Origin of the sequence: Actinomycetospora soli (genome assembly GCF_021026295.1) — a bacterium.
GTDB classification, from domain to species: domain Bacteria; phylum Actinomycetota; class Actinomycetes; order Mycobacteriales; family Pseudonocardiaceae; genus Actinomycetospora; species Actinomycetospora soli.
In genome coordinates, this window is sequence record NZ_JAJNDA010000010.1 from 23,119 (window position 1) to 40,237 (window position 17,119).

At 75.5% G+C, this 17,119-nt stretch carries 22 protein-coding genes; 10 read left to right on the forward strand and 12 right to left on the reverse strand.

Annotation, left to right across the window (positions count from 1 at the left end; all coding sequences use genetic code 11):
• Positions 1-11: 11 nt before the first annotated feature.
• The 3 genes from LN037_RS17170 to LN037_RS33720 form a co-directional block, all read right to left on the reverse strand.
• Positions 12-305, reverse strand: a complete 294-nt coding sequence (locus LN037_RS17170; RefSeq protein WP_230754779.1) for a WXG100 family type VII secretion target — start codon at positions 303-305, stop codon at positions 12-14.
• An 11-nt stretch (positions 306-316) separates the two neighbouring features.
• On the reverse strand, positions 317-646 hold the full coding sequence (locus LN037_RS17175) for a WXG100 family type VII secretion target (protein WP_230754780.1): 330 nt from the start codon (positions 644-646) through the stop codon (positions 317-319).
• 83 nt (positions 647-729) lie between these two features.
• On the reverse strand, positions 730-2,019 hold the full coding sequence (locus LN037_RS33720) for a type VII secretion protein EccB (protein WP_230754782.1): 1,290 nt from the start codon (positions 2,017-2,019) through the stop codon (positions 730-732).
• A gap of 132 nt (positions 2,020-2,151) precedes the next feature.
• Between LN037_RS33720 and LN037_RS17185 the strand changes: the two genes are divergently transcribed.
• The 6 genes from LN037_RS17185 to idi all read left to right on the forward strand — a co-directional run bounded on the left by LN037_RS17185 (position 2,152) and on the right by idi (position 6,345).
• Positions 2,152-3,093 (forward strand): methionyl-tRNA formyltransferase, encoded by a 942-nt coding sequence (locus tag LN037_RS17185; RefSeq protein WP_230754783.1) that lies wholly within the window; start codon positions 2,152-2,154, stop codon positions 3,091-3,093.
• A 63-nt stretch (positions 3,094-3,156) separates the two neighbouring features.
• Positions 3,157-3,609, forward strand: a complete 453-nt coding sequence (locus tag LN037_RS17190) for a hypothetical protein (RefSeq protein ID WP_230754784.1) — start codon at positions 3,157-3,159, stop codon at positions 3,607-3,609.
• Entirely contained in the window at positions 3,606-4,589 is a 984-nt protein-coding gene (locus tag LN037_RS17195; RefSeq protein ID WP_230754785.1) for a hypothetical protein, read from the forward strand. The genes LN037_RS17190 and LN037_RS17195 overlap by 4 nt, the downstream gene beginning before the upstream one ends.
• On the forward strand, positions 4,586-5,251 hold the full coding sequence (locus LN037_RS17200; protein WP_230755219.1) for a hypothetical protein: 666 nt from the start codon (positions 4,586-4,588) through the stop codon (positions 5,249-5,251). Before LN037_RS17195 ends, LN037_RS17200 begins: the two co-directional genes overlap by 4 nt.
• A gap of 55 nt (positions 5,252-5,306) precedes the next feature.
• Positions 5,307-5,759 carry a cyanase gene (gene cynS / locus LN037_RS17205; RefSeq protein ID WP_230754786.1) on the forward strand — a complete coding sequence of 151 codons (453 nt, stop codon included), beginning with the start codon at positions 5,307-5,309 and terminating at the stop codon, positions 5,757-5,759.
• 4 nt (positions 5,760-5,763) lie between these two features.
• Positions 5,764-6,345 (forward strand): isopentenyl-diphosphate Delta-isomerase, encoded by a 582-nt coding sequence (gene idi / locus LN037_RS17210; protein ID WP_230754787.1) that lies wholly within the window; start codon positions 5,764-5,766, stop codon positions 6,343-6,345.
• A gap of 4 nt (positions 6,346-6,349) precedes the next feature.
• On the opposite strand, the gene LN037_RS17215 is transcribed toward idi, so the two are convergent.
• Together LN037_RS17215 and LN037_RS17220 are read right to left on the reverse strand one after the other, a co-directional pair.
• Entirely contained in the window at positions 6,350-6,802 is a 453-nt protein-coding gene (locus tag LN037_RS17215; protein WP_230754788.1) for a VOC family protein, read from the reverse strand.
• Entirely contained in the window at positions 6,799-7,614 is an 816-nt protein-coding gene (locus LN037_RS17220; RefSeq protein ID WP_230754789.1) for a helix-turn-helix domain-containing protein, read from the reverse strand. Before LN037_RS17220 ends, LN037_RS17215 begins: the two co-directional genes overlap by 4 nt.
• 58 nt (positions 7,615-7,672) lie before the next feature.
• Between LN037_RS17220 and LN037_RS17225 the strand changes: the two genes are divergently transcribed.
• Positions 7,673-7,996, forward strand: coding sequence for a putative quinol monooxygenase (locus LN037_RS17225; protein ID WP_230754790.1), 324 nt, complete (start codon positions 7,673-7,675; stop codon positions 7,994-7,996).
• A 41-nt stretch (positions 7,997-8,037) separates the two neighbouring features.
• On the forward strand, positions 8,038-9,408 hold the full coding sequence (locus tag LN037_RS17230) for an amidase (RefSeq protein WP_230755202.1): 1,371 nt from the start codon (positions 8,038-8,040) through the stop codon (positions 9,406-9,408).
• A 246-nt stretch (positions 9,409-9,654) separates the two neighbouring features.
• On the opposite strand, the gene LN037_RS17235 is transcribed toward LN037_RS17230, so the two are convergent.
• On the reverse strand, positions 9,655-11,115 hold the full coding sequence (locus LN037_RS17235) for an MFS transporter (RefSeq protein WP_230754791.1): 1,461 nt from the start codon (positions 11,113-11,115) through the stop codon (positions 9,655-9,657).
• A gap of 78 nt (positions 11,116-11,193) precedes the next feature.
• Between LN037_RS17235 and LN037_RS17240 the strand changes: the two genes are divergently transcribed.
• On the forward strand, positions 11,194-11,733 hold the full coding sequence (locus LN037_RS17240) for a TetR/AcrR family transcriptional regulator (protein ID WP_230754792.1): 540 nt from the start codon (positions 11,194-11,196) through the stop codon (positions 11,731-11,733).
• On the opposite strand, the gene LN037_RS17245 is transcribed toward LN037_RS17240, so the two are convergent.
• From LN037_RS17245 to LN037_RS17255, 3 genes are all read right to left on the reverse strand, one after another.
• Entirely contained in the window at positions 11,730-12,503 is a 774-nt protein-coding gene (locus LN037_RS17245; protein ID WP_230754793.1) for a carbohydrate ABC transporter permease, read from the reverse strand. The two genes, LN037_RS17240 and LN037_RS17245, sit on opposite strands and share 4 nt — an antisense overlap.
• 89 nt (positions 12,504-12,592) lie before the next feature.
• Positions 12,593-13,477, reverse strand: coding sequence for a carbohydrate ABC transporter permease (locus LN037_RS17250; RefSeq protein WP_230754794.1), 885 nt, complete (start codon positions 13,475-13,477; stop codon positions 12,593-12,595).
• Entirely contained in the window at positions 13,474-14,775 is a 1,302-nt protein-coding gene (locus LN037_RS17255; RefSeq protein ID WP_230754795.1) for an extracellular solute-binding protein, read from the reverse strand. Before LN037_RS17255 ends, LN037_RS17250 begins: the two co-directional genes overlap by 4 nt.
• An 85-nt stretch (positions 14,776-14,860) precedes the next feature.
• Between LN037_RS17255 and LN037_RS17260 the strand changes: the two genes are divergently transcribed.
• Positions 14,861-15,205, forward strand: coding sequence for a DUF3040 domain-containing protein (locus tag LN037_RS17260; RefSeq protein WP_230754796.1), 345 nt, complete (start codon positions 14,861-14,863; stop codon positions 15,203-15,205).
• Here the strand turns inward: LN037_RS17260 and LN037_RS17265 are convergent, their stop codons facing one another.
• The 3 genes from LN037_RS17265 to LN037_RS17275 form a co-directional block, all read right to left on the reverse strand.
• Positions 15,206-16,084, reverse strand: coding sequence for an alpha/beta fold hydrolase (locus LN037_RS17265; RefSeq protein ID WP_230754797.1), 879 nt, complete (start codon positions 16,082-16,084; stop codon positions 15,206-15,208). It lies immediately after the preceding gene.
• A 77-nt stretch (positions 16,085-16,161) separates the two neighbouring features.
• Entirely contained in the window at positions 16,162-16,527 is a 366-nt protein-coding gene (locus LN037_RS17270) for a hypothetical protein (protein ID WP_230754798.1), read from the reverse strand.
• 118 nt (positions 16,528-16,645) lie between these two features.
• Entirely contained in the window at positions 16,646-17,119 is a 474-nt protein-coding gene (locus LN037_RS17275) for a DnaJ family domain-containing protein (RefSeq protein WP_230754799.1), read from the reverse strand.

Here is a 17,119-nt window from a genome sequence, read left to right on the forward strand (position 1 = left end):
GCCCCCGGCGGTCACACCTGGAAGGACTGCATGGCGGCCCGCTCGGCGTCGCTGTAGCCCTGGTTCGCCCCGGCCGTCGTGCGGCCGAGCTCGCCGAGGGCGGCCTGCAGTTCCTGCCAGCCCGCGTCCCACTGGGCCTGCGCGTTCGCGTAGGACTCCCGGGCGGCGCCGTCCCAGGTGGCGAGCATGGGGGCGATGTCGGAGCGCAGCTGCTGCATCCGCTGCTCCATCGCCTGCGCCCCGCCCTGCACGTCGGCGACCGCCGTGTCGAGCGCGCCGAAGGAGACCTTGATCCGGTCGGCCATCGTGTCCTCCCCTAGAAGCCCGGGACGGCGACGTCCATGCCGGCGCCCGAGCGGTGGATCCGGCCCGACGCGTCGGCGTCGCTGGTCTCGTAGCCCGCCTGCGCCCGCTGCACGAGGGTCGAGATCGTGTCGAGCGCCTGATTGAGCTTCTGGTTGGCGGCCTCGTAGCGCGCGTGGGCGCCCGAGAACGCGGTGTTCCCGTCGCCCACCCACTGGCCTCCGACCGCGTCGAGCCGGCCGCGCAGCGCGGTCAGCTCCGAGCGGATGTCGGCCACGTTGGCCACCATGCGCGACTGCGCCTGCGCCATGGTCGCGGTCGAGACGTCGTACTGCCCCGCCATCAGGGCCCCCTCCCGGGTCGGGTACCGCGGTCGGTCCCCACGGTGACCGACCCGCGCGCGCCGTGGGTGCCGTTCGGGGAAAGTCAGTCCGGCACGGCGAGCCGGGGACCGGCCGCGAGCAGTGCGAACCACGGCCGCCCGATCGGCAGCACCTGGCCGCGGGCGTACCCGAGCGCGCGGAGGGCCTCGTCGTCGGCGACCGGGAAGCCGAGGCCGGCGTCGACCAGCACCATCCCCTCGTCGACCGCGCGGCCCGACGGCCGCGTCGCCGCGTCGAACTCCGGCGGTGCCAGCAGCGCCCCGGCGCCCGGCGGGACGTGCCAGGTCACGCGCACCGACCGTGCCCCGCCGGCGAGCAGGCGCTCCGGCCCGGGCCCCAGACCGGGCGCCGCGACGCCGCCGAGCACCTGCAGGGTCGGGTCGTCGCCGCCGCGGGTCACGCACGGCACGGCGGCGTCCTCGCGGTCGGGCACCACCGGAGGCGCGCTCGGCACGTCCACGATCCCGACGACGGGTCCGGCCGGGAGCCGCAGGACCTCGTCCGCGACGACGGTGCGCTCCGGGGCGGGCAGCAGCCGCGCGGTGGTCTCGTCGGCGACGAGCCGCGCCCGGCCGCGGTCGAGGACGTAGCGGGCACCCTCGGTGGTGGCGACCACGGGCCCGGGTGCCGCGCGCGGGGACAGGGTGCCCGCGCGGGGGAGCAGCCCGAGCCACGGCCCGGGGACCTCCCGCACCTGGCCGGGCGACCAGCCGAGCAGCGGCAGGGCCTGCGGGTCGACGAGGTGGGTGCGGCCACCGGCGATCAGCACGGTGTCCGAGGTGCCGGACGCGCGGGCGAGGAACCCGGTGAACGCCGTCGCGGGGCCGACGACCGGGCCGACGTGGACGGCGACCTGGTCCGGGGCGTCGCGATCCGGCCCCGTCACGCAGGCCGCGAGCGGGACGGGGCCCGCGACCGCGGGCGGGAGCTGCGGCGACCCGTCGTCGGGAAGGGCGGTCCCGACGGGCACGGTGAGGACGCGCGCGTGCGGGACGAGGACCGGCTCGCCGCGGCGGCCGCCCGCGAGCAGGGCGGCGGTGAGCGTCGGCGCCGGGCGCAGCAGGCCGTCGGTGGCGAGGTAGCGCGCGCCGGTCTCGCGGTCGAGGACGACGGTGCCCTCGTCGCGCCAGCCGTCGGGGGCGCGGTCGGTGAGGAACGCGGTGGCCGCGGACACCGCCGCGACGAGGACCACGACGACGAGCCCCGCGAGCAGCGCGGCGTTCGGGCGGCGGACGACGTCCTCCACCGCGAGGTCGTCCCCGCGCACCAGGGCGGCCACGCCCCGGCGGCGCTGGAAGTCCTCGGACTCGATGAGCTCCCGTCGGCCCGCCACGGGCACCGACGATGACGGACGCGCCCGCGCGGTGGTGGCGGTTCGGGAGAACCCATCTCACATCGCGGCCCGCGACGAGCCGATCTCTGCTTAGGTGAGCCTCACCTGACCGGCGGGGGCGAGGAGGCGACCGTGCGCGTGGTGCTGTTCGGCTACCAGAAGTGGGGAGCGAGGCTCCTGCAGAGCCTGCTCGAGAGCCGGCACGAGGTGGTGCTCTGCGTGAGCCACCCGGAGAGCCTCGGGGAGCACGAGCCGGCCATCTTCCAGGAGCCGGTGGCCGACCTCGCGCGGCAGCACGACATCTCGGTGGTCTACCGCGACAAGGCCGTCGACGACGAGCTCGTCGCCGCCATCGCCGAGCACGGCGGCGAGATCGGGGTCGCCTGCAACTGGCGCACCTGGATCTCGCCGAAGGTGTTCTCCGCGCCCACCCGCGGCACCGTGAACACCCACGACGCGCTGCTGCCGAAGTACGCGGGGTTCTCCCCGCTGAACTGGGCGCTGATCAACGGCGAGTCGCAGGTCGGGATCACGGCGCACTGGATGGACGCCGACCTCGACCGCGGCGACATCATCACGCAGCGCACCGTGCCGGTGACGCCCACCGACACCACCGAGGACCTGTTCTTCCGCACCGTCGACCTGTTCGGCCCGCTCACGCTCGACGCCCTCGACCGCGTCGAGTTCGGCCCGTTCGACTGGCTGCGCCAGGACCCCGAGCACGCCAGCTTCTTCCACCGGCGCGCCGACCGGGACAACCGGATCCCGTGGGACCGGCCCGCGAAGGACCTGGTCAACCTGGTCCGCGCGCAGACCGGGCCCTACCCCAACGCCTGGTGCCTGCACGAGGGACGGCGCCTGCGCGTGCTCGAGGCGAGCGTCTCGCGGAACCGCTGCGGCGGCACGAACGGCCGGGTGTTCGCCCGCGAGGGGTCGGGCGTGATCGTCGTGGCCGGTCCCGAGGCGTGGCGCGGGGACCAGCACGGCCTGGTGCTGCAGCGGGTGAAGGACGAGAACGACGTCGAACACGTGGCGGGCGACTGGTTCCGCCGCATGGGCGACTACCTCGACTGAAACGTCCGCCACACCATGTGGTGACCCAGCGTCACGATCCGGGTCCGGACAGGTCGACCCGACATGACCAACAACCGCAAGCGTCTCGCCGTCCTGGGCGGGGTCCTGCTCGTCCTGGCCGGCGCCGGTGTCGCGTTCGCGGCGTACCTGTCCACCGGGACCGGGACCGGGGAGACGACCTCGACCGTCGCCGTGAACTCGACCATCAAGCCGAGCTCGCGGGGCACGGCGCTCTACCCCGGGGCGTCGACGCCCTACACGGTCACGATCAACAACCCGAACCCGTACCCGGTGAAGGTCGTGAGCATCACCGCCAGCTCGTCGGCGGCCGCCGGCACGTGCCCGGCCGGCACGGTGACCAGCCCCGGCCTGACGAACCCGCCCGGCACGATCGCGCCGAACGGGACCGCGGACTACACCCTGACCGCGACCATGATCAACGACCCCGACAACAGCTGTCAGGGCAAGACCTTCACGATGCAGCTGGACGCCAACCTCGCGTCCGCGGCGGGGTGAAGGTCGACTCGCTGCTCCAGCGGGAGGGGCGGGACCCGGTCGAGCGGACGGGTCCCATCCCGCTGCCGGGCAGGCGCCCCCGCCACCTCGCGGGCCCGCCGCGGGGGCGTCCGGTCCACCCGGAGGCGGTCACCGAGCCGATCCGGGTCGCCGGACCCACCGCGGCTCCCGGACGCCCCGGCGCCCGCTTCGCCGTGCCCCCCGGGGCGTTCCCGGTGCCGACCGACGTGGCCGGGGACGTGGCACCGGACGCGGCGCGACCCGCCGTCGGGACCCCCTCCCCGGCGGTGCCGCGCGAGCGCGACCCGCGGCCGACCCCGGCCGGGGGCGTCCCGGTCGGCCCGGCGCTGCCGCGTGGGCGCGACGCCCGTCCCGCCCCACCCCGCCGTCCCGACGACGGGCCGCCCGCGGTCCGTCGCGTGCCCGATCCGGAGGCCCCCGTGGCCGTGACCCCCGAGCGGCAGGAACGTCCGGTGCGATCCCGCCGGCGACGCTGGTTCCGCCGCAGCCGGACCACGCTCGTCGTCGTGCTCGCCCTGCTCGCGGCGGCCGCCGCCGCGGCGGGCGTGGCCGTCGCGGCCTGGTTCGCCTCCGGCTCGGGGAGCCCCGGTCTGGACGGACGCACGGCCCTCGCCCCGACCACGACCGCCGTGGCCGGCAGCGCGGTGACGACCGGGCTGCTCACCCCCGGGAGCACCGGCACGGCCGTCCTGTCCGTGAGCAACCCGAACCCCTACCGGGTGCGGGTCACGACGATCGCGCCGGCCGGTGCCGCGACGGCGAGCGGCGGGACCGGGACGTGCGCCACGACCGGGGTCGCGTTCGTCGCCCAGAGCCCGACCGGCGTCGTCCTCGCGCCCGCCGCGGGCACCACGCTCACCCTGCCCGGCGCGGTGGGCATGTCGACCGCCTCGGAGACCGGGTGCCAGGGGGCGACGTTCTCGGTGCCCGTCACCGTGACGGTGGTGAGTGCGCCGTGACCCGGCTGCTGGTGGCGGTCACGACGGTGCTCGGGCTGCTCGCGGGCGGTGGCGTCGCCTGGGCGGCGTGGACGAGCAGCGGCCCGGGCAGTGCGACGGCCCGCGCGAACGCGCTCGGCACGACGACGGCGAGCGCGACGGCCTGGACCTGCGGCGGGCTGCTCGGCACGTCCCGCTTCGCCGCCGACGGCGGGGCGCTCGAGGCGTTCCCCGGACAGGCGGTCACCACGACCACCACGGCCACCCCGCGCGCGGCCACCACGACCACGAGCACCCCGGCGCCGGCCGCCACCACCACGACCCCGGCGGCCACCACCTCGGGCACGCCGACGACCACCACCACGGCCGCGCCGACGACCACCACCACGACCGTCGCCCCCACCACGTCCACCACCGGTGTGGTGACCGGCCTCGGGGCCGTCGCGTCGACCCTGAGCTGGACGGCCGCGACCGCGGCGACCGCCTACCAGTTCCAGGCCGCGACGGCCGCCGACTTCGCCGCGCCGGTCGCGGCCGGCACCACGAGCGCCCTGTCGACCACGGTCACCGTCCGCGCGATCGTGCGCACCACCGTGTACCTGCGGGTGCGGGCCACGGCGGGTGCCTGGACCGGGCCGTGGAGCCCCACGCTGACGACGACCGCCGGACCGTGCCTGCTGTGACGGTCGTCGTGCGTGGGCACTCGTCGGGGCGTCCGACGTGGCAGGCTCGACGACCATGAGCCCCACCCACGACCGTCTCTCCGCCGGCCGCGAGGTCGTGTTCGCGAAGGAGGCGAAGGGCCTGAGCTGGCAGCAGCTCGCCGACGCCCTCGACCGTTCGCTGGTCTGGACGACGTCCGCCCTCCTCGGCCAGCAGCCCCTCGACGCCGAGCAGGCGCAGAAGGTCGGCGGCCTGCTCGGACTCGACGACGACGCCGTCGCGGCGCTGTCGCTCCCGCCGGTGCGTGGCGAGGCCGCGATCGACCCCACCGAGCCCGTGACCTACCGCCTGCACGAGGCGCTCCAGGTCTACGGCAGCGCGCTGCACGAGCTGATCCGCGAGGAGTTCGGGGACGGGATCATGTCCGCCATCGACTTCAGCCTCTCCTTCGAGCGCGAGGAGGACCCGAAAGGCGACCGGGTCAAGCTCGTCTGGAGTGGCAAGTTCCTGCCGTACAAGGTCTTCTGAGCGCGTGACCGAGCTCGTCGTCCTCCTCGATCCCGACGGTGCCGCCATCGGCACCGCTGCCAAGTCCGAGGTGCACCACGCGGCGACGCCGCTGCACCTCGCCTTCTCCTGCTACCTCGTCGACGACGACGGGCGGCTGCTCATGACCCGCCGGGCCGCGCACAAGCGCACCTTCCCCGGCGTCTGGACCAACAGCTTCTGCGGCCACCCCGCGCCCGGGGAGGCCCTCGACGAGGCGGTCGTCCGCCGCGGTCGTCAGGAACTGGGGCTCGACGTCGGGTCGGTGCGGCTCGTGCTGCCAGGGTTCCGGTACCGCGCCGAGCAGGACGGCGTCGTCGAGCACGAGATGTGCCCGGTGTTCGTCGCCACCGCCACGGGCGCCCCGGCGCCCGACCCCGCGGAGGTCGACGAGGTGCGGGCCGTCCCGTGGGCGACTCTGCACGAGGGTGCGCGCGGGGGGTCGTGGCCGGAGCTCTCGCCGTGGTGCGTCGAGCAGGTCGCGCAGCTCGCCGTGCACGGCGACCCGGCACGCTGGCCCACCGGCGACCCGTCGGCGCTCCCGCCGGCGGCACGGCTCAGCTCGTGAGGGCTCAGCTCGTCGGGGCGTGCCCTGGGTAGGTCCCGAACTGCCAGTGGTTGCCCTCCGGGTCGAGCAGCGTGCAGTCGTGCGACCCGTAGTCGGTGTCGTAGGGCTCGGCGGGACGGTCCCCCGTCGCTGCGCTCGCCCCGATCGGCTTCGCCCCGGCGGCGACCGCCCGCGCGAAGACCTCGTCGGTGTGCGCGGCGTCGCGGGTGACCGCGTAGCCGCCGAAGGTGCCGGGGGCGAGCGACCACGCGCGGCCGGAGTCGTCCTCGCGCTCCTGCCCGAGCATGATCCCGCCGCCGGGCGGCCAGGCGAGCTCGGCGTGGTGGATCACGCCCTGCTCGTCGGCATACACGACGCTCTCGGTGAAGCCGAACGCCGCGACGTAGAAGTCGACGAGGGCGCGCGCGTCGCGGGCGCGCAGGGTGGGCCAGACCTGGGGTGCCGGTGCGGTGCTCATGCCGCCGAGGATGGCCCGTCCGCCTGCGGCCCGTCTTGGACGGATCCGACCAGGCCGCCGTGGACCTCCTCGGCCACCCACGTCGTCGCGCTGCAGCCCGCGAGCGCCCGGAACTCGCGGGCGAGGTGGGCCTGGTCGGCGTAGCCGTGGTCGGCGGCGACCCCGGCGAGGTCCAGCGCCCCGAGCCCGGCCCGGCGCGCGATCTCCCGCCGGACCCGGTCGAAGCGCGCCATCCGGCCCGCCACCGACGGACGGACCCCGAACTCGGCCGCGAACCGGCGCGAGAGGTGGTCGGTGCTCCAGCCGACCTCCCGCGCCACGTCCCGCACCGACCCGCCGTCCTGCACCCGGCCCCAGGCGTGCCGGAGTTCGGCGACGGCCCGGGGTCCGTCGTCGTGCGTGCGGAGCAGCCGCGCGAGGACGTCGTCGAGGGCGGCGAGCCGGGCAGGCCAGGTGGCGCCGGCGTCCACGCGCTCGCACAGTTCCCCGCCGATCCGGCCGACCACGTCGGCGGCCTCGACCGAGTGGCCGGCCAGCGCCGCGGCGGGCAGGCCGAACAGGGCGCGGGCCGCGAGCGGGTGCACGGAGACGTGGATGCCGGCCTGGTGGCCCGGGTGCACGATCGTGCCCGGCTCGTCGTGCAGGCCGGCGAGGCAGGCGCGGAAGTCCGAGCACCCGCCGTCGGGACGACGCATCCGCAGCGGCTCGTCGACGGGGACGACGAACGTGAGGAAGGGCGAGGGCAGCGCGCGGTGGATGCCCGGCGGCGTGTCGCGGACGTCGTACACGTGCCGCGTGACGGACCTGCCCATCCGCACAGTGTGGCGCCGCGGGGGTGTGCCGCAAGGCACTCTCGGGCAGGATCCCCCCATGATCTTCATTGCCGTGAAGTGGACGATCAAGCCCGAGTACGCGGACCGCTGGCCGGAGCTCTCGCGCGAGTTCACGCAGGCCACCCGCAACGAGCCGGGCAACATCTTCTTCGAGTGGAGCAAGTCCCTCGAGGAGGAGAACACCTACCAGCTGGTCGAGGCGTTCCAGGACGACGCCGGCGGCGACCACGTGAACTCCGACCACTTCAAGAAGTTCGTCGCCGAGGCCCCCGACTACGTGGCCGAGACGCCGAAGATCGTCAGCGTCCAGGGCGTGGACGGCAACGGCTGGGGCGAGATGGGCGAGGTGCAGCCGCGCTGAACGAGGTCATCGATCTCGGCCTCGTCGAGCTCGCCACCGCGCTGCGCCGTCGCGACGTCTCGTGCGTCGAGGTCGCGACGGCGGCGCTCGCGCGGATCGACCGGCTGAACCCGGTCGTGAACGCGGTCGTCGACCGCCGCGACCCCGACACCGTGCTCGCCGAGGCCGCCGCGCTCGACGACGAGGCCGCGGCCGGCCGGTGGCGCGGGGTGCTGCACGGCGTGCCGCAGGCCGTGAAGGACCTGGCCGAGGTCGCGGGACAGCCGTTCACGGCCGGGTCGCCGGTGTTCCGCGACCGGGTCGGCCTGGTCGACGCCCCGCACGTCGCGCGGATGCGGGCGGCCGGCGCGGTGTTCGTCGGGCGGACCAACACCCCGGAGATGGGGTTCGGCTCCCAGACCTACAACCCGGTCCACGGCGCCACGCGCAACCCGTGGGACCCGACCCGCACGGTCGGCGGGTCCAGCGGCGGCGCGGCCGCGGCGCTGGCCTGCCGCATGCTCGCCGCGGCCGACGGCAGCGACTACATGGGCTCGCTGCGCAACCCCGCCGCGTGGTCCTCGGTGTACGGCCTGCGCCCCTCGCGCGGTCGCGTACCCGGGGTGCCGGGCTTCGTCGCGCAGCTCGGCGAGGCCGGGCCGATGGCGCGCTCGGTCGCCGACCTCGCGGCTCTGCTCTCGGTCATGACGACGGGTGGGCCCGTCGGTCCGCTCGACCGCGCCGATCCGCTGGACCTGTCGTCGCTGACGGCCGCCGACCCGACGACGCTGCGCGTGGGCTGGCTCGGCGACCTCGGCGGACGTCTGGCGTGCGAGGACGGGCTGCTCGACCTCGCGCGCCGGGGCTCGGTGGACGTGTTCTCGGGGCTGGGCGCGACCGTCGAGGAGGTCGTCCCGCCGTTCGACCTTGACGCCCTGTGGGACGCGTTCCTCGTCTGGCGCTGGTGGAACGCGTGCGAGATGGCGCCGCTGCTCGAGCCCCACCGGTCCGAGCTCAAGCCGGAACTGGTGTGGGAGATCGAGCAGGGGCTGGCGCTCTCCGCGCTGCAGGTCCACCGGGCCGCCGCGGTGCGTGCGGAGTGGTTCCGCGTGGTCGTCGGGCTGTTCGAGCGGTTCGACGTGCTCGTCGCGCCCGCCACGCAGGTGCACCCGTTCCCGGTCGAGGTGACGTGGCCGCGCGAGATCGCCGGCCGCACGATGGACACCTACCACCGCTGGATGGAGACGGTGGCGCCGTGGTCGATGGCGGGCGTCCCGGCGCTCGGGATGCCGGCGGGGTTCACACCCGGTGGCCTGCCGGTGGGGGTGCAGCTCCTCGGCCCGCCCGGGGGTGACCGCCGCGTGCTGGAGGTCGCCCTCGCCCACGAGGCGGCCACCGGGTACGCGCGGGCGGTGCCGCCGGTGGCGACCTGAGATCGGCTCACTAGGCAGTTGATCATGTCGAGCGCGACAATCAACACGTCGCGCTCGACATGATCAACTGCCTAGCGGTTGTCGCGCCACCCTTGTTGCGGCCTTCTCTGAACCCCGGCCGGCCTTGTCGTGGCGAGTCACCACGACAGGGCAGGCCCGTGGCGGCCGCAGGCCACGACAGGCCGCCGCGCCGGGCCGCTGCGGACGTCCCGACGCGTCGACGTGTCCCGTTCCTGACGCTGGACGTCAGTGGTGGGCCACGGCTGACGCCGGGGCGTCCGCGGCCGACTCCACCGGCCGCAGCAGTCGCGCCTGCCACGCGGCGTAGGCGATGACGACCCCGGCGACCGCACCGGCCACCGCCAGGGCCAGGGTGAACGCCGGACCGGCCACGGCGGGGTCGACCCCGGCCGCGAGCGAGCCGCCCAGGGTCTCGCCGGGCACCCCGTCGGGCAGGCCCGCCGCGTAGACCGCCGCGGTGACGCTGCCCAGGACGGCGATCCCCAGGGCGCCGCCGAGCTCGAAGCCCGTCTCGGAGATCGCCGACGCCGCTCCTGCGCGGTCGTCCGGCGCCGACGTGAGCACGAGGTCGGTCGTCAGCGTCTCCACCATGGCGACCGCCAGCCCGGCCACGGCCAGCCCGGCGACGATCACCGTCGGTCCGGCGCCCGCGGCGAGCAGGGCCACCGAGCCGAAGCCGACGGCGGCGACGGAGAGCCCGCCGGTCACGAGCCGGCGCACCGCGACGTGCCGGGCCAGACGGGCCGCGACCAGCGCACCGGCCATGCCCGCGAGGCTGCCGGGGAGCAGCCACAGGGCCGAGGTCAGCGGCGACATCCCGATCACCAGCTGCAGGTACTGCGGCACCAGCACGAGCAGGCCGATCAGCGCGAAGACGCACAGCGTGTTCGTCGCGACCGACACCGAGAACGCCCGGCGGGAGAACAGCGTGAGGTCGATCAGCGGGTCGGGCAGGCGACGCTGCCGGCGCACGAACGCCACACCGGAGGCGATGCCGACGACGGCGGCCGCCGCACCCGTCGTCGTGAACCCGGAGGTGGCGACGGACTTCACCGCGTAGACCACCGGCAGCATCGTCGCGAGCGCGAGGCCGGCCGAGAGCAGGTCGAAGCGGCCCGGGTGCGGGTCGCGGCTCTCCGGCAGCAGGAACGGCCCGACGGCGAGCAGCGCCAGACAGACCGGCACGTTGACGAGGAAGACCGAGCCCCACCAGAAGTGCTCGAGCAGCCAGCCGCCGATCACCGGGCCGGCGGCCGCGCCGCCGGAGAACATCGCGGCCCACACGCCGATGGCCCGGCGGCGGGCCTCCGGCTCGGGGAACACGGTCTTGATCAGCGACAGCGTCGAGGGCATCAGCGTCGCGCCGCCCAGCCCGAGCAGCGCGCGGGCGGCGACCAGCGCGCCGGCCGTGGGCGCGAACGCGGCGATGACCGACGCGACCCCGAACGCGGCCGTGCCGATGAGCAGCAGGCGGCGCCGCCCGATGCGGTCGCCGAGGGAGCCCGCGACCACGAGCAGCCCGGCGAGCACGAACGAGTAGACGTCGACGATCCAGAGCTGGGTCGCGGCGCCCGGCCGCAGGTCCTCGCTGATCGCGGGCAGCGCGGCGCCGAGGACGGTCATGTCCAGGGTGATCAGCAGGACCGGGGCGGTGAGGACCCCCAGGGCGAGGGCTCGCCTGGACATGACGCGTCTCCAGTTTCTCGACAGTCCGGACGGTACAGTTACGAAACTGTACCAGCTGGACGGTGTACGGTCCCGCGCATGCCCCGACCGTCCCAGCGGGACCGGATCGTCGACGCCTACGTCGACCACGTGGTGAGCGAGGGCCCCGAGACCGTGACCCTCGACGCGGTCGCCGCGCGCGCGGGCGTGTCCAAGGGCGGCCTGCTCTACCACTTCGGGTCGAAGGAGGCCCTGCTCGCCGGGATGCTCGAGCGGGTGCGGGTCCTGACCGAGGCCGACATCGCGGCCGCCCGGGCGGCCGCCGCGGCGGGCACCGAGACGGTCGCGCACTACTACCTGCGCACCTCGGCGGACGACCCGGACCGCGACAGCGACTTCTTCCGCGCGATGGTCGCCGTCCTCAAGGTCGCCGGCACCGAGGAGGCGGCCGCGGCGACCGCCCGTGCGTCCATGGCGGCCTGGCACGCGGTGCTCACCGAGGAGACCGGCGACGAGCTGACGGGCGACCTGATCGCCGCGCTCGGCGACGGCATCTACCTGCGCGCGATCGCGGGGGAGCGGTCGACGCCGCTGACGCGCGACTGGGACGTGACGCTGCGCCGGCTCCTCGGGAACTAGCGCTGCGCGCCGAGGCCGGACACGAAGGCCCGCTGCGCCGCGATGAACAGCACGAGCACCGGGAGCACCGACAGGACCGCGCCGCTCATCAGCGTCGGGTAGTCGGTGGCGTACTGGCCCTGCAGGAACGACAGCCCGACCGGCAGGGTCGCGCGGTCGGGGTCGGGCAGCGCCGTGAGCGGCCACGCGAACTCGTTCCAGCGGTACATGAACGAGACGGTGAGGATCACCGCGATCACCGGGCGGCAGAGGGGCAGCACGATCTCGAGGAGGATCCGCAGTTCGCCGGCACCGTCGACCCGAGCGGCGTCGATCACCTCGTCGGGGATCGAGAGCATGTACTGACGCGCGAGCAGCACCCCGAACGCGTCGGCGGCGCGCGGCACGATCACGGCCCAGAACGAGTTGACCCAGCCGATCGACGCGACGAGGTCGAACTGCGGGATGAGCAGTACCTCGGCGGGCACGGTCAGCGTCGCCAGCACGAACACCGACGCGGCCGCCCGCCCGGGGAAGCGGCGCTTCGCCAGCGCGTAGCCGGCGAGCAGGCTCATGACGAGGTTCGCTGCGACGGCGACCACCGCGATCGCCGCCGAGTTCGCGACCCAGGTGAGGAAGGGGAACTCGCCGACCGCGGTCCGCACGCCCTGCAGCGTGGGCGCGTCCGGCAGCACCGGCTGGCGGCCCGCCGCGACCACCCCGGGTGCCGACAGCGCGGTGACGAGCATCCAGTAGAGCGGGAGGAGCCAGACGATCACGAGGATCGTCACGGTGACCCGGACGCGCAGCGCAGCGGAGCCGGACCCTCGGGACCGGACGTGCAGCGCAGCGGAGCCGGACCCTCCAGACCGGGCGCGGGTCATCGCTCCACCACCGCCGTGTCCTCGGTGCGCGCCTGCACTCGCCACCACAGGGCGGTCCCGAGCCCGACGACGGCGAGGACGACGAGCCCGATCGCGGTCCCGTAGCCCTGGGCGCGGGCGTCGAAGCCCTGCGCGTAGGAGTAGGTGACGAGCAGTTCGGTCGCGTGCTGCGGCCCGCCGCCGGTCATGACGTAGACGACGTCGAACGTCCGGAAGGTCTCCACCACGACGACGACGGCGAGGAACACCGTCGTCGGGCGCAGGTGGGGCAGCAGGACGTGGCGCAGCCGGTCCCACGGCCCGGCGCCGTCGAGCGCGGCCGCCTCGAGCTGGGTGCGCGGGGCGTCGGCCAGGGCGGCGAGGTAGACGATGACGGCGAGCCCGCTGCGGGCCCAGACGAGGACGATCAGCACGGACAGCCCGGCGGCGCCCGACGAGGACTGCCAGGCGACGCCGTCGAGTCCGACCCCGCGGAGCGCCCGGTTGACGATGCCGACGTTCTCGTCGAACACCGTCCGGCCGAGCAGCGCGACCACCACCCCGGACACCACGTAGGGCGCGAGGAACACCGCCTGCAGCACCGCGCGACCGCGGGTGAGCCGGCGCAGCAGCAGGGCGATCCCGAGCCCGGAGCCGAGGACCAGCGGGACGAGCAGCACCGTCAGGCCGATCGTGTTCGCCGTCGCGCGCCAGAACACCGGGTCGCGGGCGAGCTCGGCGTAGTTGGCGAGCCCGACACCGCGTGCGGCGCCCAGCCCGGTGTCCCGGGTCAGCGACGTCGCCACCGCTCCGATCAGCGGGTAGGCGACGAACACGACCACGACGACGAGGACGGGTGCGAGCATCAGCCACGCCGACGCGTGCGCCCGGACCGCCCTCACCGCCGCACCGCCCGGTCGACGGCGGCGGCGAGCCCGTCCGCGAGGTCGGCGGTGGGGGTCGCCGGATCGCCGAGGAACGCCCGCTCCAGACCGTCGGCGAGCTCAGCGGTCACCGCCGCGGCCCGGGGGATCGTCACCTGCTCGACGAGCGGGGGGCGCACGGTCGCGGCCTGGGCGACGTAGCGGCTCATGGCGTCGGGGGCGGTGGGGTAGCGCAGCGCCGTGGCGGGGACGTCGACGCGGGTCGGCAGCGCGGACGCGGCGGAGCAGAAGGCGGCCATGTTCTCCGGGGTGACGCACCAGCGCAGGAAGGCCAGCGACTGCTCGGTGCGCGGGCCGACGGTGGCGGCGAGCGCGTTGCCCCCGAGGTCGGCGGAGGCCTGCGCCGCGCGGGGCAGCGGGACCGCGGTCCACGCCGGGGCGCCCTCCAGGTCGCCCAGCGAGAAGTTCCCGACGAACGCGGACGCGACCGTCCCCGCGCTGAACAGCTCGTCGGTGGTCACGCCGCCGGAGGTCGAGGTGGAGCGCGGGACGAGACCCTCGTCGAACAGGCGGCGGGTGAGGTCGAGGGCCGCGCGCAGTCCGTCGTCGGGCGGGCGGACCGCACCGTCCAGCGTCGGCGTCAGCAGCCGGCCGTCGGCCTGGTCGACCCAGTTCAGCCAGCGGTAGGCGCCGTCGGACTGCCAGTTCACCGCCGTGGCCGCGCGTCCCGGGCGCAGCGCGGCGAGCCGGCGGCAGGCGTCGAGGAAGCGGTCCCAGTCCCACGCCGCGTCCGGCTCGGCGGGCAGGGGACCGAGCCGGGCCGCCTCTGCCGCGGCGGTGTCGACGAGCAGCATCGAGGTGTCGGTGTGGTGGGGGACCGCCACGGCGGTGTCGCTGCCCGGTCCCGTCACGGCCGCCCAGAACTGCTCGCCGAAGGCGGGTCGCAGCGCGGCGGAGTCCGGCAGCGGCGCGAGGACGCCCGCGTCGCGGTAGAGCCCGACGTCGTTGTAGGTGACGCGGAAGACGTCCGGCGGCGCACCCGCCCGGATGCCGGTGTCGACGGTGGTGCCGCGACGGGAGAAGGGCACGGCCTGCAGGCGGACCGGGATGCCGGTGCTCGCGCGGAAGCCCTCGGCGAGTGCGGTGAACGCGCGGCGCTCCGCGGCGGTGCCCCACAGCGTGACCAGCAGTTCGTCGTCCGCCGCCGGGCGGACCGCGTCGAGGCCGAAGCCCTGCCAGACCGGGGCCGAGCAACTCGCGAGCCCGCTCGCGCCGAGGCCGAGCGCCGCGAGCGCGACGCGGCGCGAGACCCCCATGCGGCTCAGTGTGCGCGGATCCCGCCTACCCCGCGTGTCCGACCCCACGGTGTGCTCATGGACGGCGGCGGGTCACTCTGGAGCCGTGCACCCCTCCGACGAGGACGACCAGCGTCCGGACTCCCCCCGTGCCGACGGCGGACGCGCCCCGGTCGACCGCCGCTTCGCCGCCCTCGTCGGGGCGCTCCGCACCGGCGACCCGCGGTTCGCCCGCCGGGTGTCCGAGCCGCACCGCCTGCGCAGCGGCCAGATCATGACGCTGCTCGGCTTCGTCGCGACGGTGCTGCTCGGCCTGATCCCGCTGACCCTCGGGATCCACCTGCAGGCGGCGGTGCTCCTCACGCTCGGCGCGATCGGCACCGCCTTCTCCCCGGTGCTCGTGCCGCCGGTGGTCGGCGTCGTGCTCGCCCGGGTCCGCCCGCTCTGGTGATCAGCGCCGCACGGCGCGCGTGATCCAGTCGACCAGCTCGTTCTCCACGTCGTCGCGGTCGACCTCGTTGAGGATCTCGTGGCGGTCGTTCGCCCAGACCGTGAACGTCACGTCGGTCAGCCCGGCGTTGCCGTAGCGGTCCGCGAGGGCCTGCGCGAGGACGACGGGGCCGCCGACGGGGTCGTGCTCGCCGACCGCGATGTAGATCGGCAGGTCCTTCTGCATGGCGTCGAGGCGCTGCGGGTCGGCCACGGCCCGGCCGGCCTCGAACATCCCGGCGCCGCCGGCGGGGTCGAGCCCGAAGCCGCACCACGGGTCGGCGACGTACGCGTCGACCTGGGCCTCGTCGCGCGAGAGCCAGTCGTAGTCGGTGCGCGCGGGCGCGAACGGGGCGTTGAACGCCGACAGGTCGATCGGCCCGCTCGTGTCGATCGCGGCCTCGAGCTGGTCGAGCAGCGACGTGCCGGTGAGCACCGCCGCGTCGACCTCCGCGGAGTGGTCGAGCAGCCACTGCTGGGCGGCGAACGAGCCCATGCTGTGGCCCAGGAGCACCACCGGCACCCCCGGCGTGTCCTCGCGGCCGCGCTCGAGCAGCCGCCCGATGTCGGCGACCAGCTCGGCCCACCCGCCCTCGCCGAGGACGCCGGGTTCGGTCCCGTTCGCCTCGGCGGTGGCGCCGTGCCCGCGGTGGTCCTGCCCCTGCACGAGGAAGCCGAGGCCGGTGAGGCGGTCGGCCAGGTGCTGGTAGCGGCGCACGTGCTCGCCCATCCCGTGCGTGAGCTGCACGACGCCGCGCGCCTCGCCCTTGGGGAGCCACCGGAAGGTGGCCAGCGTGTGGCCGCCCGCGGAGGGCAGGTCGATGCGGGTGGGCTCGGTCATGCGGCTGGCTCCTCGTCGGCGGGGTCCCCGGGCGGGTCGGAGTCTGTCCCGCCCGGGGACCGAACGCCAGAGGTGATCTAGGTCCCGGTGGCGCCGGAGCCCGACGCCGTGCCGGTGGTGCCGGACTGCTGGCTCGTCCCGGGCGGGCCGCCCGGCGCGCCGTCGCCCGGGCCACCGGGGCCGCCGAGCAGCGGTCCGGTCAGCATCGAGACGCCGACGCCGAGCAGGAAGGCCACGACGCCGATCGCGGCGGTGACGCGCGCGCTCACGGTGCGCCGGGTCCTCCCGACGGCGGGTGCGGGCGCCGGGGCGGCGTCGGCGGGCGCGCCGTACACGGCGTGGGTGCGGACGGTGTCGGTGTCGGCGCCGCCGACGGGCGTGCGGGGAGCGGGGGCCTGCGTCGACGCGGTGTCGTACCAGGCGGGGGAGTTCGGTGCGGTCATGATCGTGAGCGTGCTGCCCGGGTCTGGCCGGGCGGTGTGACGTCCCTGTGATGCCGATGTGGGTCCCGGCGACCGGTTCGTACGCTCGTGCGTCGGTCGGCGCCGTCGCGGCACCGGCTCAGCGGCGACGCCACCACCGGCGACGGGCCGGCGTCGGGTCGGCGGCGGGCGGTTCCGGGGTCGTCGCGGTGCGGGCCGCACGCCACCGGGCGACGACGGCGTCGGCCGAGGGACGCCGGATCGGGACGCGGGGCCCGGTGGGGGCGCGCAGGAACGCGACCACGCGGCGGTCGAGGTCGGCGACGACGGCCCGCACGGCCGCCTCGTCGGCGAGGTCGCGGACGTCGTCGTCGAGCCGTTCGATGTCCTTGCGCAGCCGCAGCGACGGGGGCAGGAGCGCGTCGGTCGACACGCCCTCGGCCCGCATCTTCGAGCGGACCCACCAGTGCTCGTCGTCCCGGGCGGGCAGCGCCAGCGGCTTGCCCGCCCCCGGCAGGTCGTCGAACGCGCCCTCGGCGGTGGCGCGGCGGATCTGCTCGTCGACGAGGGACTCGTACCGTTCCCAGTAGGTCTCGCCCGGCTCGCCCCGCAC